General features: G+C 70.6%; 14 protein-coding genes. 11 read left to right on the top strand and 3 right to left on the bottom strand.

Features of this window, described 5'->3' with window-relative positions; all coding sequences use genetic code 11:
* The first annotated feature begins 3 nt into the window (after positions 1-3).
* Positions 4-1,164, top strand: coding sequence for an acyl-CoA dehydrogenase family protein (locus AC3ET3_RS07495; RefSeq protein WP_432156662.1), 1,161 nt, complete (start codon positions 4-6; stop codon positions 1,162-1,164).
* Between the two features lie 67 nt (positions 1,165-1,231).
* On the opposite strand, the gene AC3ET3_RS07490 is transcribed toward AC3ET3_RS07495, so the two are convergent.
* Positions 1,232-1,399 carry a hypothetical protein gene (locus AC3ET3_RS07490; protein ID WP_435611855.1) on the bottom strand — a complete coding sequence of 56 codons (168 nt, stop codon included), beginning with the start codon at positions 1,397-1,399 and terminating at the stop codon, positions 1,232-1,234.
* Positions 1,400-1,469: 70 nt separating this feature from the next.
* Between AC3ET3_RS07490 and AC3ET3_RS07485 the strand changes: the two genes are divergently transcribed.
* The 9 genes from AC3ET3_RS07485 (at position 1,470) to glmS (ending at position 11,705) form a co-directional block, all read left to right on the top strand.
* Positions 1,470-2,516, top strand: coding sequence for an ABC transporter substrate-binding protein (locus AC3ET3_RS07485; RefSeq protein WP_432156663.1), 1,047 nt, complete (start codon positions 1,470-1,472; stop codon positions 2,514-2,516).
* 45 nt (positions 2,517-2,561) lie between these two features.
* Positions 2,562-3,392: a siderophore-interacting protein gene (locus AC3ET3_RS07480; protein ID WP_432133158.1), complete on the top strand. Its 831-nt coding sequence runs from the start codon at positions 2,562-2,564 to the stop codon at positions 3,390-3,392.
* Between the two features lie 213 nt (positions 3,393-3,605).
* The gene (gene desA, locus AC3ET3_RS07475) at positions 3,606-5,048 is read left to right on the top strand and encodes a lysine decarboxylase DesA (protein WP_435611854.1); all 1,443 of its coding nucleotides are present in this window, start codon (positions 3,606-3,608) and stop codon (positions 5,046-5,048) included.
* Positions 5,032-6,318 (top strand): lysine N(6)-hydroxylase/L-ornithine N(5)-oxygenase family protein, encoded by a 1,287-nt coding sequence (locus AC3ET3_RS07470; protein ID WP_432133160.1) that lies wholly within the window; start codon positions 5,032-5,034, stop codon positions 6,316-6,318. The genes desA and AC3ET3_RS07470 overlap by 17 nt, the downstream gene beginning before the upstream one ends.
* Positions 6,315-6,848 (top strand): GNAT family N-acetyltransferase, encoded by a 534-nt coding sequence (locus AC3ET3_RS07465; protein WP_432133161.1) that lies wholly within the window; start codon positions 6,315-6,317, stop codon positions 6,846-6,848. Before AC3ET3_RS07470 ends, AC3ET3_RS07465 begins: the two co-directional genes overlap by 4 nt.
* Entirely contained in the window at positions 6,845-8,623 is a 1,779-nt protein-coding gene (locus AC3ET3_RS07460) for an IucA/IucC family protein (protein ID WP_435611853.1), read from the top strand. Before AC3ET3_RS07465 ends, AC3ET3_RS07460 begins: the two co-directional genes overlap by 4 nt.
* A 41-nt stretch (positions 8,624-8,664) precedes the next feature.
* Positions 8,665-9,543 carry a DUF4429 domain-containing protein gene (locus tag AC3ET3_RS07455; RefSeq protein WP_432133163.1) on the top strand — a complete coding sequence of 293 codons (879 nt, stop codon included), beginning with the start codon at positions 8,665-8,667 and terminating at the stop codon, positions 9,541-9,543.
* Positions 9,544-9,618: 75 nt separating this feature from the next.
* Positions 9,619-9,876, top strand: a complete 258-nt coding sequence (locus AC3ET3_RS07450; protein ID WP_432133164.1) for a hypothetical protein — start codon at positions 9,619-9,621, stop codon at positions 9,874-9,876.
* A gap of 11 nt (positions 9,877-9,887) precedes the next feature.
* The gene (glmS, locus tag AC3ET3_RS07445; RefSeq protein ID WP_432133165.1) at positions 9,888-11,705 is read left to right on the top strand and encodes a glutamine--fructose-6-phosphate transaminase (isomerizing); all 1,818 of its coding nucleotides are present in this window, start codon (positions 9,888-9,890) and stop codon (positions 11,703-11,705) included.
* A gap of 154 nt (positions 11,706-11,859) precedes the next feature.
* Here the strand turns inward: glmS and AC3ET3_RS07440 are convergent, their stop codons facing one another.
* Both AC3ET3_RS07440 and AC3ET3_RS07435 read right to left on the bottom strand, forming a co-directional pair.
* Positions 11,860-12,423: a GPR1/FUN34/YaaH family transporter gene (locus tag AC3ET3_RS07440; RefSeq protein ID WP_432156665.1), complete on the bottom strand. Its 564-nt coding sequence runs from the start codon at positions 12,421-12,423 to the stop codon at positions 11,860-11,862.
* A gap of 161 nt (positions 12,424-12,584) precedes the next feature.
* Complete coding sequence (locus AC3ET3_RS07435) at positions 12,585-13,112, bottom strand: universal stress protein (protein ID WP_432133167.1); 528 nt, start codon at positions 13,110-13,112, stop codon at positions 12,585-12,587.
* 322 nt (positions 13,113-13,434) lie between these two features.
* Here AC3ET3_RS07435 and AC3ET3_RS07430 point away from each other — a divergent pair, with 322 nt between their 5' ends.
* Positions 13,435-13,770, top strand: a complete 336-nt coding sequence (locus AC3ET3_RS07430) for a hypothetical protein (protein WP_432133168.1) — start codon at positions 13,435-13,437, stop codon at positions 13,768-13,770.
* Positions 13,771-14,106: the final 336 nt, after the last annotated feature.

Here is a 14,106-nt window from a genome sequence, read left to right as displayed (position 1 = left end):
CCGATGGACTTCCGACTCTCCCCCGAACTGGAAGAACTCCGCCGCACGGTGGAGCAGTTCGCGCACGACGTGGTGGCCCCCAAGATCGGCGACTTCTACGAGCGGCACGAGTTCCCTTACGAGATCGTGCGCGAGATGGGCCGGATGGGCCTGTTCGGGCTGCCGTTCCCGGAGGAGTACGGCGGCATGGGCGGCGACTACCTGGCGCTGGGCGTGGCGCTGGAGGAACTGGCCCGGGTGGACTCCTCGGTGGCGATCACCCTGGAGGCCGGGGTGTCGCTGGGCGCCATGCCGATCCACCTGTTCGGCACTGAGGAGCAGAAGCGCGAGTGGCTGCCCCGGCTGTGCTCCGGCGAGATGCTGGGCGCGTTCGGGCTGACCGAGCCGGACGGCGGCAGCGACGCCGGCGCCACCCGGACGACGGCCCGCCTCGACCCGGACACGGACGAATGGGTCATCAACGGCACCAAGTGCTTCATCACCAACTCGGGCACCGACATCACCGGGCTGGTGACGGTCACGGCGGTGACCGGGCGCAAGCCGGACGGCCGGCCGCTGATCTCCGCGATCATCGTGCCGTCGGGCACGCCGGGCTTCACGGTGGCCGCCCCCTACTCGAAGGTCGGCTGGAACGCCTCGGACACGCGCGAGCTGTCCTTCGACGACGTCCGTGTCCCGGCGGCGAACCTGCTGGGCGAACAGGGCCGCGGTTACGCACAGTTCCTGCGCATCCTGGACGAGGGCCGGATCGCCATCGCGGCGCTGGCCACCGGGCTGGCGCAGGGCTGTGTGGACGAGTCCGTACGGTACGCGAAGGAACGTCACGCCTTCGGCCGTCCCATCGGCGCCAACCAGGCCGTCCAGTTCAAGATCGCCGACATGGAGATGAAGGCCCACACCGCCCGCCTCGCCTGGCGTGACGCGGCGGCCCGCCTGGTCTCCGGCGCGCCCTTCAAGAAGGAGGCCGCGCTCGCCAAGCTGTACTCCTCCACGATCGCCGTGGACAACGCCCGCGACGCCACCCAGGTGCACGGCGGCTACGGCTTCATGAACGAGTACCCGGTGGCGCGGATGTGGCGCGACTCCAAGATCCTGGAGATCGGCGAGGGCACCAGCGAGGTGCAGCGCATGCTCATCGCGCGGGAGCTGGGTCTGGCGGGCTGAGGCCGAGGGCGGCCCGAGTTCCGGGCGGCGGCCCGCGCCGGGGGTGGCGCGGGCCGCCGTCGGGCGTTCACGCCTCCGGCTGCCCGCTCTCGCCGCCCGCACCGTCCGCACCGTCTTCTGCGTTCTTCGCGTCACCGGAGAACGCCGACGTGTCGAGGTCGAAGGGGGCGGGCACCTGAGCGCCGGGCCGTTCGCGCTCGCGGCAGGACCGTGTCACCCCCAGCCCCCTGGACAAGTTCTGAGGTTAGGCTAACCTACCTTTGATCTGTCCGGCGGTCTCCGCACGTCCGAAAGCAGCCTTCGCCATGCCCAATTCCAGAGCCACCCACCTCACCCGTCGCGGCATCCTGGCCGCCGGCGGCGCCCTCGGCCTCGGGGCCGCGCTCGCGGCCTGCGGGGACGACGACGCGAAAAGCGGTGGCTCGGACCCGGCGGCGTCCGCCACCGCCTCCGGCCCCTGGACGTTCGAGGACGACCGCGGCACGACCGTGAAGCTCGACAAGGCCCCCGCGAACATCGTCGCGTTCACCGGTGTCGCCGCCGCGCTCTTCGACTACGGCATCAAGGTCAAGGGCGTGTTCGGCCCGACCAGGACCTCCGACGGCAAGCCCGACGTCCAGGCCGGCGACATGGACGTCTCCGAGGTGGAGGTCATCGGCAACGTCTGGGACGAGTTCAACGTCGAGAAGTACGCGGCCCTCCAGCCCGACGTCCTCATCTCCACCATGTTCGACGACGCCGGCACCCTCTGGTACGTCCCCGAGGCGTCCAAGGACAAGATCGCCAAGCTGGCGCCGAGCGTCGGCATCTCCGTGTACGACCGTCAGCTCACCGAGCCACTGCAGCGGATGTGGGAGCTCGCCGAGTCGCTGGGCGCCGACATGGCCGCCGCGAAGGCGGCCGACGCGAAGAAGCGGTTCGAGGCCGCCGCCACCCGGCTGCGGGCCGCCGCCAAGGCCAAGCCCGACATCAAGGTGATGGCCGGGTCCGCGAGCCAGGAGCTGTTCTACGTCTCCGGCAGCAACCTCTCCATCGACCTGGAGTACTTCAAGGCCCTCGGCGTGAACCTCGTCGAGCCCCCGGAGAGCGCGAAGGCGCAGGGCGGCGGCTGGTACGAGTCTCTGAGCTGGGAGAACGTAGACAAGTACCCGGCCGACATCATCATGATGGACGACCGGTCCTCCACCATCCAGCCCGCCGACATCACCGAGGCGACCTGGAAGAAGCTGCCCGCGGTGAAGGCGGGCCAGGTCATCTCCCGGTCGCCGGAGCCGATCCTGTCGTACGACAAGTGCGTGCCGCTGCTGGAGACGCTGGCGCAGGCTCTGGAGAAGGCCGAGAAGGTCGCGTGAGCGCCGTCCACCCGCAACCCTGAGCCGAATCAGGAGCCCCCTGCCATGGCCACCGCCGTCGACAACCCCTTCCGGTTCTTCTCGCTGCACGTCGTCCGGACCGCGCGGCTCGGGCCGTCCCTGGTGCGGGTGACGTTCGGCGGGGAGGAACTGCGGCACTTCCACTCCGACGGGTACGACCAGTCGCTGTCGCTGTTCCTGCCGCATCCGGGCCAGGCCGGGCCGCGGGTACCCGTCGAGCTCGGCGAGGGATGGTGGCAGGGCTGGCGGGAACTGCCGGACGGCGTGAGGGCGGTGATGCGGTCGTACACCCTGCGGGCGCTGCGCCGGGAGCCCGACGAGATCGACGTCGACTTCGTGCTGCACGAACCCGCAGGGCACGCCTCGGAGTGGGCCGGACGGGCCGCCGCCGGTGACCGGGTGGTCCTGCTCGGGCCGGCCGTGGCGGACAACCGGGCGATCCGGTTCCGGCCGCCCGAGGACACCGACCTGGTGGTGCTGTGGGGCGACGGGACGGCGCTGCCCGCCATCGCCGCCATCCTGGAGGCCCTGCCCGACGGCCTGCCGGCCCGGGTCTGGCTGGAGACGCACGACCCGGGCGACGTCATGGACCTGACCGCCCCCGCGGACACCGAGATCACCTGGCTCGTCGCGGAGGGCGGCCAGGGCTCCCCGATGGCCCTCGACGCCCTCCGCGACGCCCGGCTCCCCGCCGCCGGACACCCGTACGTCTGGATCGCCGGCGAGTCCGCCGCCGTGAAGGCGCTGCGCCGGCACTTCGTGCGGGAGCGCGGGATCGACCGGCGCCGGGTCACCTTCGTCGGCTACTGGCGTCAGGGCCTGACCGAGGAACAGCTGCGCGAGCAGGGCGAGTAGGCCCCGGAGGCCGCCGCCCTCCCCACCCCGCACCCCCTGCCCCGTCCCCAGGAAGCGCTCCCCCCGGAAGTACGGCGCGAACGTGATCACCGCCACGGCGAGGTCCAGCCTGACCCAACCCAACTTAGGTTAGGCTAACCTAAGTTGATGCCGAGGCTCCGCCATCCGAGTCCGTCCGCAGCGGACCGTCCCCACCCCCGGAGGACCCCCACCATGCGCTCGCACCTGCTCAATGACACGACCGCGGAGCGGTACCGCCGCACCGTGACCGAAGGCGTCGAGCGGGTGGCCGCCCAACTCGCCGCCACCGACCGTCCGTTCACCGGCGTCACGGTCGACGCCCTCGCCCCGGTCATCGACGCGATCGATCTCGACCGGCCGCTGCGCGACACCGCCGCCGCCCTCGACGAACTGGAGGAGGTCTACCTCCGGGACGCGATCTACTTCCACCACCCGCGCTACCTCGCCCACCTCAACTGCCCGGTCGTCATCCCGGCCGTGCTCGGCGAGGCCGTCCTGTCCGCCGTCAACTCCTCGCTGGACACCTGGGACCAGTCGGCCGGCGGCACCCTCATCGAGCGCAAGCTCATCGACTGGACGGCCGCGCGGATCGGCCTCGGCCCGGCCGCCGACGGCGTGTTCACCTCGGGCGGCAGCCAGTCCAACCTGCAGGCGCTGCTGCTGGCCCGCGAGGAGGCCAAGACCCGCGACCTCGCCAGACTGCGCGTCTTCGCCTCCGAGGCGAGCCACTTCAGCGTCAGGAAGTCGGCGAAACTCCTCGGCCTGAGCGCCGACGCCGTGGTCACCCTCCCCGTGGACCACGACAAGCGGATGCAGACCGTCGCCCTCGCCCGGGAGCTGGAGCGCTGCGCGCGCGACGCCCTGGTCCCCATGGCCGTCGTCGCCACCGCCGGCACCACCGACTTCGGCTCCATCGACCCGCTGCCCGAGATCGCCGAACTGTGCGCCCAGTACGGCGCCTGGCTGCACGTGGACGCGGCCTACGGCTGCGGGCTGCTCGCCAGCCTGAAGTACCGCGACCGCGCCGACGGCATCGAGCGCGCCGACTCCGTCACCGTCGACTACCACAAGTCCTTCTTCCAGCCGGTGAGTTCGTCCGCCGTCCTGGTCCGGGACACGGCCACCCTGCGGCACGCCACCTACCACGCCGAGTACCTGAACCCGCGCCGCACGGTGCAGGAGCGCATCCCCAACCAGGTCGACAAGTCCCTGCAGACCACCCGCCGTTTCGACGCGCTGAAACTGTGGATGACCCTGCGTGTGATGGGCGCCGACGGCGTCGGGCGGCTCTTCGACGAGGTCTGCGACCTGGCCGCCGAGGCGTGGCGACTGCTCGCCCGCGACCCGCGCTTCGACGTCGTGGTCGAGCCCTCCCTGTCCACCCTGGTCTTCCGGTACGTCCCGGCCGCCGTCACCGATCCGGCCGAGACCGACCGCGCCAACCTGTACGCCCGCAAAGCCCTGTTCGCCTCCGGGGACGCGATCGTCGCCGGGACCAAGGTCGGCGGCCGTCACTACCTGAAGTTCACCCTGCTCAACCCCGAGACGACGCTGTCCGACATCACCGCCGTCCTCGACCTGATCGCCGGCCACGCCGAGCAGTACCTGGGAGAGTCCCTTGACCGCGCTTGCTGAATCCAAGACCTACGACTTCGTGGGCATCGGGCTCGGCCCCTTCAACCTCGGCCTGGCCTGCCTGACCGAGCCCGTCGCCGGACTCGACGGCGTCTTCCTGGAGTCCAAGCCCGACTTCGAGTGGCACGCCGGCATGTTCCTCGACGGCGCCCACCTCCAGACGCCGTTCATGTCGGACCTGGTCACCCTCGCCGACCCCACCTCGCCGTACTCCTTCCTCAACTACCTGAAGGAGAAGGGCCGGCTGTACTCGTTCTACATCCGCGAGAACTTCTACCCGCTGCGCGTCGAGTACGACGACTACTGCCGCTGGGCCGCGGCCAAACTCACCAGCATCCGCTTCGGCACGACGGTCACCGAGGTGAGCTACGACGAAGGGGCCGAGCTGTACGTCGTGCGCAGCGCGGCCGGCGAGGAGTTCCGCGCCCGTCACCTGGTCCTCGGCACCGGCACCGTGCCCTACCTCCCCGAGCCCTGCCGCGGCGTCGGCGGGGACCTGCTGCACACCGCCGAGTACATGCACCGCAAGGCCGAGCTCCAGCGCAAGAAGTCCATCACCGTCGTCGGCAGCGGCCAGAGCGCCGCCGAGATCTACCACGAGCTGCTCTCGGAGATCGACGTCCACGGCTACCAGCTCAACTGGGTCACCCGCTCCCCGCGGTTCTTCCCGCTCGAATACACCAAGCTGACGCTGGAGATGACCTCCCCGGACTACATCGACTACTTCCGCGCGCTGCCCGAGGAGACCCGCTACCGGCTGGAGAAGCAGCAGAAGGGCCTGTTCAAGGGCATCAACTCCGACCTCGTCGACGCGATCTTCGATCTGCTCTACCAGAAGAACGTCGAGAGCGGCGGCCGCCCGCTGCCCACCCGCCTGCTCACCAACTCCCGCCTGCACCGCGCCCGTCACGAGGACGGGACGTACACCCTCGGCTTCCGCCAGGAGGAGCAGGGCAAGGACTTCGAGATCACCACCGAGGGCCTGGTGATGGCCACCGGATACCACTACACCCCGCCGGCCTTCCTCGACCCGGTCCGCGACCGCCTCCGCTTCGACGGCCACGGCCGCTTCGACATCGCCCGCAACTACGCCGTCGACGTCACCGGACGCGGTGTCTTCCTGCAGAACGGCGGCGTCCACACCCACAGCGTCACCTCACCCGACCTGGGCATGGGCCCCTACCGCAACAGCTGCATCATCCGCGAGCTGCTCGGCAGCGAGTACTACCCGGTCGAGAAGACCATCGCCTTCCAGGAGTTCGCCGTATGAGCATCGGCACGCTGAGCACCCGACCGCTGGACCCCCTCAAGGACGCCGAGCTGCTGCACTCCTGGGTCACCCACCCCAAGGCCGCCTTCTGGATGATGCAGGACGCCCGGCTGGAGGACGTCGAACGCGCCTACATGGAGATCGCGGCCGACGAACACCACCACGCCCTCCTCGGCCTGCACGACGGGGAGCCCGCCTTCCTCATGGAGTACTACGACCCCGCCCACCGGGAGCTGGTCGGCCTGTACGAGCCGCAGCCCGGCGACATCGGCATGCACTTCCTGGTGGCGCCCACAGAAGCCCCGGTGCACGGCTTCACCCGGGCCGTCATCACCACCGTGATGACCCACCTCTTCGACGACCCGGCGGTCCGCCGCGTCGTCGTCGAGCCGGACGTCACCAACACGGCCGTGCACGCCCTCAACGAGGCCGTCGGCTTCGTGCCCGAGCGGGAGATCCGGAAGCCGGAGAAGAAGGCGCTGCTGAGTTTCTGCACCCGTGAGCGGTTCGAGGAGGCGGTGTCCGCGTGAACCCCACCCCGACCGGCGCCGTCGCCCACCTCACCCCGGAGCACTGGGCGAAGGCCAACCGGCTGCTGATCCGCAAGGCGCTCGCCGAGTTCGCCCACGAGCGGCTGATCACCCCCGAGGCCGACGGGGACGGCGGGTACGTCGTCCACACCGACGACGGGCGGACCGCGTACCGCTTCACGGCCGTACGCCGCGCCCTGGACCACTGGCAGGTCGACGCGGACTCCCTCACCCGCCACCGCGACGGCACCGAACTGCCGCTCGCCGCGCTGGACTTCTTCATCGAGCTGAGGAAGTCACTCGGCCTGAGCGACGAGATCCTGCCCGTCTACCTGGAGGAGATCTCCTCCACCCTCTCCGGCACCTGCTACAAGCTCACCAAGCCGCAGATCACCTCGGCCGAGCTGATCGACGCCGGGTTCCAGGCCGTCGAGACCGGCATGACCGAGGGCCACCCCTGTTTCGTCGCCAACAACGGCCGGCTGGGCTTCGGCGTCCACGAGTACCTGGCGTACGCCCCGGAGACGGCGAGCCCCGTCCGCCTGGTCTGGCTGGCCGCGCACCGCTCGCGTGCCGCGTTCACGGCGGGCGCCGGCATCGAGTACGAGTCCTTCGTCCGGCAGGAGCTGGGCGAGGCCACCGTCGAACGGTTCGCGGGGCGGCTGCGCGAGCGGGGTCTCGACCCGGCCGACTACCTCCTCATCCCCGTCCACCCCTGGCAGTGGTGGAACAAGCTGACCGTCACCTTCGCCGCCGAGGTCGCCCGGCAGCACCTGGTCTGCCTCGGCGAGGGCGACGACGAGTACCTGGCCCAGCAGTCCATCCGCACCTTCTTCAACACCTCCCACCCCGAGAAGCACTACGTGAAGACGGCCCTGTCCGTCCTCAACATGGGCTTCATGCGCGGCCTGTCCGCCGCCTACATGGAGGCCACCCCGGCGATCAACGACTGGCTGGCCGCCCTGATCGAGGGCGACCCGGTGCTCAGGTCCACCGGCCTGTCGGTCATCCGGGAGCGGGCCGCCGTCGGGTACCGGCACCTGGAGTACGAGGCGGCCACGGACCGCTACTCGCCCTACCGCAAGATGCTCGCGGCGCTGTGGCGGGAGAGCCCGGTGCCCTCCCTGGCGGACGGCGAGTCGCTCGCGACGATGGCCTCGCTGATCCACGTCGACCACGCGGGCCGGTCGGTTGCGGGCGCCCTGGTCGAACGCTCGGGCCTGGCCCCGCAGGAGTGGCTGCGCGCCTACCTGCGGGCCTACTACGTCCCGCTGCTGCACTCGTTCTACGCCTACGACCTGGTCTTCATGCCGCACGGCGAGAACACGATCCTGGTGCTGGAGGACGGGGTCGTGCGGCGGGCCGTCTACAAGGACATCGCCGAGGAGATCGCGGTGATGGACCCGGACGCGGTGCTGCCGCCCGAGGTCGCGCGCATCCGCGTCGAGGTGCCCGAGGACAAGAAGCTGCTGTCGATCTTCACGGACGTCTTCGACTGCTTCTTCCGCTTCCTGGCCGCACAGCTCGCCGCCGAGGAGATCCTGCCCGAGGACGACTTCTGGCGCACGGTCGCCGAGGTCACCCGCGCCTACCAGGAGGCGACGCCCGAGCTGGCGGAGAAGTTCCGCCAGTACGACATCTTCGCGCCCGAGTTCGCGCTGTCCTGCCTCAACCGGCTCCAACTGCGCGACAACCGGCAGATGGTGGACCTGGCGGACCCGTCGGGGGCGCTGCAGCTGATCGGCACCCTGCCAAATCCCCTCGCCGGTCTCTGACCCGTCGGCGGGAGCGGCGGCTCCTTTGCCACAATCCCTCCATGGCGGAAATCATCCAGAAGGACGGCACCTGGGTCTTCGAAGGTGACGCGCTGCGGCTGACGCCGGGACGCGACAAGAGCGTCGGGCTGCTGCGCCGGGAACTGGGTGAAGTGACCGTCCCGCTGGAGGCGTTGACGGCGGTCTCGTTCGAACAGGGCCGGCGCGGCGGGCGGCTCAGGCTGCGCCTGCGGGACGGCGCGGACCCCCTGCTGTCGGCCACCGGCGGCCGGCTGACCGAGCCGCACGACCCCTACCAGCTGGCCGTGGGCTCGCAGTGGTACGGCGTCGCCGAGTACTTCGCGGACGAGGTGCGCAACGCGCTGCTGCTGGAGCAGGTGGGATCCGGCCCGGTCGGCCGGTACCTGGTGCCCGGACCGTCGGTGCCGCTGACCGTCTCCGCCGGGGACGGCACCGCGAGCTTCGACGGCGACCGCGTGCGCCTGGAGTGGAACTGGAAGACGGAGGACTCCAAGGCGTCCGCCGGCGCCCGCGAGATCCCCCTCGCCGACATCACGGGCGTGGAGTGGCATCCGTCGGCCGGCCTGGAGAACGGCTGGCTCCGCTTCACCGTGCGGGGCTCGGCGACGAAGGCCCCGCCGAAGTACGACCCGAACGCCGTCGAGCTGTGGGGCTTCAAGAAGGACCCGCTGATGGCCCTGGTCGCGGCGGCGGTCCAGGCGCGGTTGCCCCACCCCTGCGCGGCGCCCGCGCCGCCGGCGGCGATCGCCGCTCCCGGGCCGCGGGCCGCCGCCCCTTCCGGCGACGACCACGACGCCCTGCTGCGCCGCCTGCGCGAGCTGGGTGAGCTGCACCGCTCCGGCGTGCTGACGGAGGAGGAGTTCACGCTGGCCAAACAGGCGGTCCTCAAGCGGATGTAGCACCACCGGACCCACTCTGCCCGAAATCGGGCAAGATTCTTGCGAAAGCCGTCCGCTTACCCCAGGATCTACCGGGTGCACGACGAACTTGTTGATCACCTCACGCGGACCACGCCCCTGAACAGGGGCGAGGCGCTGCGGGTGATCCAGGACGTGCTCGCGTACTTCGACGAGACGACCGAGGAATACGTCCGTCGCCGCCACCGCGAGCTCCAGGCCCAGGGCCTGGTGAACGCGGAGATCTTCGAACGGATCGAGGCGGACCTCAGATACCGGGCGGTGGCACCCCCCGAGCTCTCGCTCAGGCAGCTGCGCCGCATCGTCTACGGCTAGGAAGTCCCTATATGTGCGGAATCGTCGGTTACATCGGGAAGCGTGACGTCGCCCCGCTGCTGCTGGAGGGCCTGCAGCGCCTGGAGTACCGCGGCTACGACTCGGCCGGCATCGTCGTCAGCTCCCCGAAGTCGGCGGGCCTGAAGATGGTGAAGGCCAAGGGCCGCGTGCGCGACCTGGAGGCCAAGGTCCCGGCCCGCTTCAAGGGCACCACCGGCATCGCCCACACCCGCTGGGCCACCCACGGCGCCCCCTCCGACGTGAACGCCCACCCGCACATGTCGGCCGACAGCAAGGTCGCGGTCGTCCACAACGGCATCATCGACAACGCCGCCGACCTGCGCCGCAAGCTGGAGGCGGACGGCGTCGAGTTCCTCTCCGAGACCGACACCGAGGTCCTCACCCACCTGGTCGCCCGGTCCCAGGCCGAGAAGCTGGAGGACAAGGTCCGCCAGGCGCTGCACGTGGTCGAGGGCACCTACGGCATCGCCGTGATGCACGCCGACTTCCCGGACCGCATCGTCGTCGCCCGCAACGGCTCCCCGGTCGTCCTCGGCGTCGGCGAGAAGGAGATGTTCGTCGCCTCGGACATCGCCGCGCTGGTCGCCCACACCCGCCAGATAGTCACCCTCGACGACGGCGAGATGGCCACCCTCAAGGCCGACGACTTCCGCACGTACACCACCGAGGGCACCCGGACCACGTCCGAGCCGACCACCGTCGAGTGGGAGGCCGCCTCCTACGACATGGGCGGCCACGACACCTACATGCACAAGGAGATCCACGAGCAGGCCGACGCCGTGGACCGCGTGCTGCGCGGCCGCATCGACGACCGGTTCTCCACCGTGCACCTGGGCGGCCTCAACCTGGACGCCCGCGAGGCGCGCCAGATCCGCCGCGTGAAGATCCTGGGCTGCGGCACCTCGTACCACGCGGGCATGATCGGCGCCCAGATGATCGAGGAGCTGGCCCGCATCCCCGCCGACGCCGAGCCGGCCTCCGAGTTCCGCTACCGCAACGCGGTCGTCGACCCCGACACCCTGTACATCGCCGTCTCCCAGTCCGGTGAGACGTACGACGTGCTGGCGGCCGTCCAGGAGCTGAAGCGCAAGGGCGCCCGGGTGCTCGGCGTGGTCAACGTCGTCGGCTCGGCGATCGCCCGCGAGGCGGACGGCGGCATCTACGTGCACGCCGGCCCCGAGGTCTGCGTGGTGTCCACCAAGTGCTTCACCAACACCTGCGTCGCCTTCGCGCTGCTCGCCCTGCACCTGGGCCGCACCCGCGACCTGTCGGTCCGCGACGGCAAGCGGATCATCGAGGGCCTGCGCAAGCTGCCCGGCCAGATCGCCGAGATCATGGCGCAGGAGGCGGAGGTGGAGAAGCTCGCCGAGGAGTTCGCCGAGGCCCGCTCGATGCTCTTCATCGGCCGCGTCCGGGGCTACCCGGTGGCCCGCGAGGCCTCCCTGAAGCTCAAGGAGGTCTCCTACATCCACGCCGAGGCCTACCCCGCCTCCGAGCTCAAGCACGGCCCGCTGGCCCTCATCGAGCCGGCCCTGCCGACGGTCGCCATCGTCCCCGACGACGACCTGCTGGAGAAGAACCGCGCCGCGCTGGAGGAGATCAAGGCCCGCCAGGGCCAGATCCTCGCCGTCGCCCACCAGGCGCAGGAGAAGGCCGACCGCACGATCGTCGTCCCGAAGAACGAGGACGAGCTCGACCCGATCCTCATGGGCATCCCGCTGCAACTGCTCGCCTACTACACGGCGAAGGCCCTGGGCCGGGACATCGACAAGCCCCGCAACCTCGCCAAGTCGGTGACGGTCGAGTAGGCGGCCCTCGCACCGGGGCGCGGGGAACGGCGCGAACGCCTCCGCCCGCCCGCAGGTGCAGTACGACGTGACGGACCCCCACGTGCGCCACCCGCACGTGGGGGTCCGTTCATGTCCGCCGGGGCCGCCCGAGTCCCCGGCGGACGGCTGCCGTTCAGCCGGCGGCCGTCACACCCCGGCCGGCAGCCCGCCGCGGGAGCGCGGTCGGCCAGTGCGCCAGCGCCGCCGTCGCCGCGTACCAGGCGAGCGCCCCGGAGGCGACCGCGAACCAACCGCCCACCTTGGCGAGCCCGTTCAGGTCGCCGAAGCGCGCGATGGCCATGAGCACCAGCGCGACGAGGAACAACCCGTAGGTGGCCTGCGTCAGTTGGTCGCCGCCCGCGGCGGTCAGGGAGAGCGCCACCAGGGCGAACAGGACCAGGAAGAGCCCGGCCGCGTTGTCGGAGACCTGGGTGCCCGCGGACAGCGCCCAGGTGAACCAGAAGGCGCCGAGCACCGAGTAGGCCGTGCCGGTGGCCGTGTCACGGTCCCGGAAGGCGAACAGGCCGGCGACGAACAGGGCGACGCCGCCGACGTAGTGGGCGACGGACACGGCGTCGGCCGCCGTCACGCCGTCGATGACATCGGCGGTGCCGATGCCGAAGGCCAACAGGGTGACGCCGAGCGCGAGTCGGCCGGCGATCGTGGTGGTGCTTCCCGCAGAGACGTCGTTGTCCACGGCGGGCTCCCTTCATGCAATGGGGTTGCGCGGTGACCGATATATGCCCTTCACAAAGGCACAAACACCTCTACGGGCGAGTAGGTTCATCCGGTCATGTGCCCGGTCACAAAAGGGGGTTGCCGCTTCCCACGGCGCATCTCACCTGGGAGAACGGTGAGTTACGGAATGACAACGACCGGCCGCTTGGCGCGCTTGGCGAGCCGGCCGGCGACGGAGCCGAAAATGCGCCCCGCGAGGCCGTGCGTGGAGCCGACGACGATCGCGTCGGCCTCGTACTCGCGGCCGACCTCCTCCAGCTCGTGGCAGATGTCGCCGCCGCGCTCGACGAGGATCCAGGGCACCTCGGCGAGGTAGTCGGCGCAGGCCAGTTCCAGCCCCAGCACCTCGGTGCGGTGGTCCGGCACGTCCACGAAGACGGGCGGCTCGCAACCGGCCCACACCGTGGTGGGCAGCCGGTTGGCCACGTGCACGATGATCAGGCCCGACCGGGACCGGTTGGCCATGCCGACGGCGTACGCGAGGGCGCGCTCACTGGAGGTGGAGCCGTCGAAGCCGACGACGACACCGTGCTTGAAAGCGGGATCGCAGGCGGGGCGCGCCTCTTGTGCCGCCAGGGGATCGGCCGCCGTCGGGTCGGCGACGGGCCGCTTGCGGTCCGCGGGTTCGAAGAATTCGTGACCGGCCATGATTGTCTCGGCGTTCAGATCCTCGTGGGTGGGACGACAGTGAGCGGCGGAGCCGTGTCCGGGAATCATCTTCCCAACCCCATACCCCCAAGGGTACGGCGGCACTCCTCCTTCGCCCAGATCCCGCGACGCAGGGTGGGGGGCGCCCCCGCACACCGTGCCCGGGGTTCCAGGGAGCATGCACGAGGGTGCGCGGGTAACGCAATGGTTGCTGCCCCGTACAGGCGGTTTGCCCGACGTTCACCCACCGTGGCCGGTCCACACAGTGACCGAGTGATCGAACTCGCGTTGAACCGGGTGATCGCACGCCCCAGGAGTCCGCATGTCCGCAGCGCCCCGCACCGAGACCGACCCGGCAGACCCCGGCGGCGAGAAGGCGACCGACCTCGTCCGCTGGGCGGCCTTCAGCTGCGTCCTGGTCCCGGTGGTGCTGCTCTGGTACGGCAGTTCACTGGCCGGCACGGCCGGCACGGCGCTGGGCCTCGCGGCGGTCACGGCCGTGTGCCGGTGGCTGCTGCGGCAGTCGGAACGGGGTGCGGCCCGGCCGCACGGCGAGCGGCAACCGTCCCGCGCGCACCACCGGGGCGGCCGTCACCGCACGGGTACGGGCGCTCACCGAGGCGGACGCCGCGGCGGGGGAAACACACCGGTCGGCTGACCGGTTTCCGCGCACACGCCCGTATCTTTTCAGCCAACTTCCCGCACCCGTGCATCACGGCTGCACACCACCCCCCTCACCCGGCCTGACCTGCATGGAAAGGGTCACGGGACCCTTGCGCACCCTACGCAGATTGGCCACACCCACAAGGCGCACTTCCCTGCACGACCCACGAGTGCAACGCTTCGTGATCGAATGCTTCACGCCAAGTTGCCATGTCGACAATGTGCCGGGTGGCGAACCGGTCGCCCCGGCACGGGCGCGACACAGTAGATTCGATCTTGACTGTCTACGGCGGGGGACTCGTGCAGGACCGAGGGGAAACGTGCAGGAGCG

The sequence above is a fragment of the Streptomyces sp. bgisy159 genome (assembly GCF_057707805.1).
Note: the sequence above shows the minus strand (reverse complement) of the source record. Positions and strands in the feature narration are given on the sequence as shown.

Coding starts and splice junctions, on each gene's coding strand:
- AC3ET3_RS07495 (WP_432156662.1), top strand. CDS start 4: ATGGACTTCCGACTCTCCCCCGAACTGGAAGAACTCCGCCGCACGGTG.
- AC3ET3_RS07485 (WP_432156663.1), top strand. CDS start 1,470: ATGCCCAATTCCAGAGCCACCCACCTCACCCGTCGCGGCATCCTGGCC.
- AC3ET3_RS07480 (WP_432133158.1), top strand. CDS start 2,562: ATGGCCACCGCCGTCGACAACCCCTTCCGGTTCTTCTCGCTGCACGTC.
- desA (WP_435611854.1), top strand. CDS start 3,606: ATGCGCTCGCACCTGCTCAATGACACGACCGCGGAGCGGTACCGCCGC.
- AC3ET3_RS07465 (WP_432133161.1), top strand. CDS start 6,315: ATGAGCATCGGCACGCTGAGCACCCGACCGCTGGACCCCCTCAAGGAC.
- AC3ET3_RS07455 (WP_432133163.1), top strand. CDS start 8,665: ATGGCGGAAATCATCCAGAAGGACGGCACCTGGGTCTTCGAAGGTGAC.
- glmS (WP_432133165.1), top strand. CDS start 9,888: ATGTGCGGAATCGTCGGTTACATCGGGAAGCGTGACGTCGCCCCGCTG.
- AC3ET3_RS07435 (WP_432133167.1), bottom strand. CDS start 13,112: ATGGCCGGTCACGAATTCTTCGAACCCGCGGACCGCAAGCGGCCCGTC.
- AC3ET3_RS07430 (WP_432133168.1), top strand. CDS start 13,435: ATGTCCGCAGCGCCCCGCACCGAGACCGACCCGGCAGACCCCGGCGGC.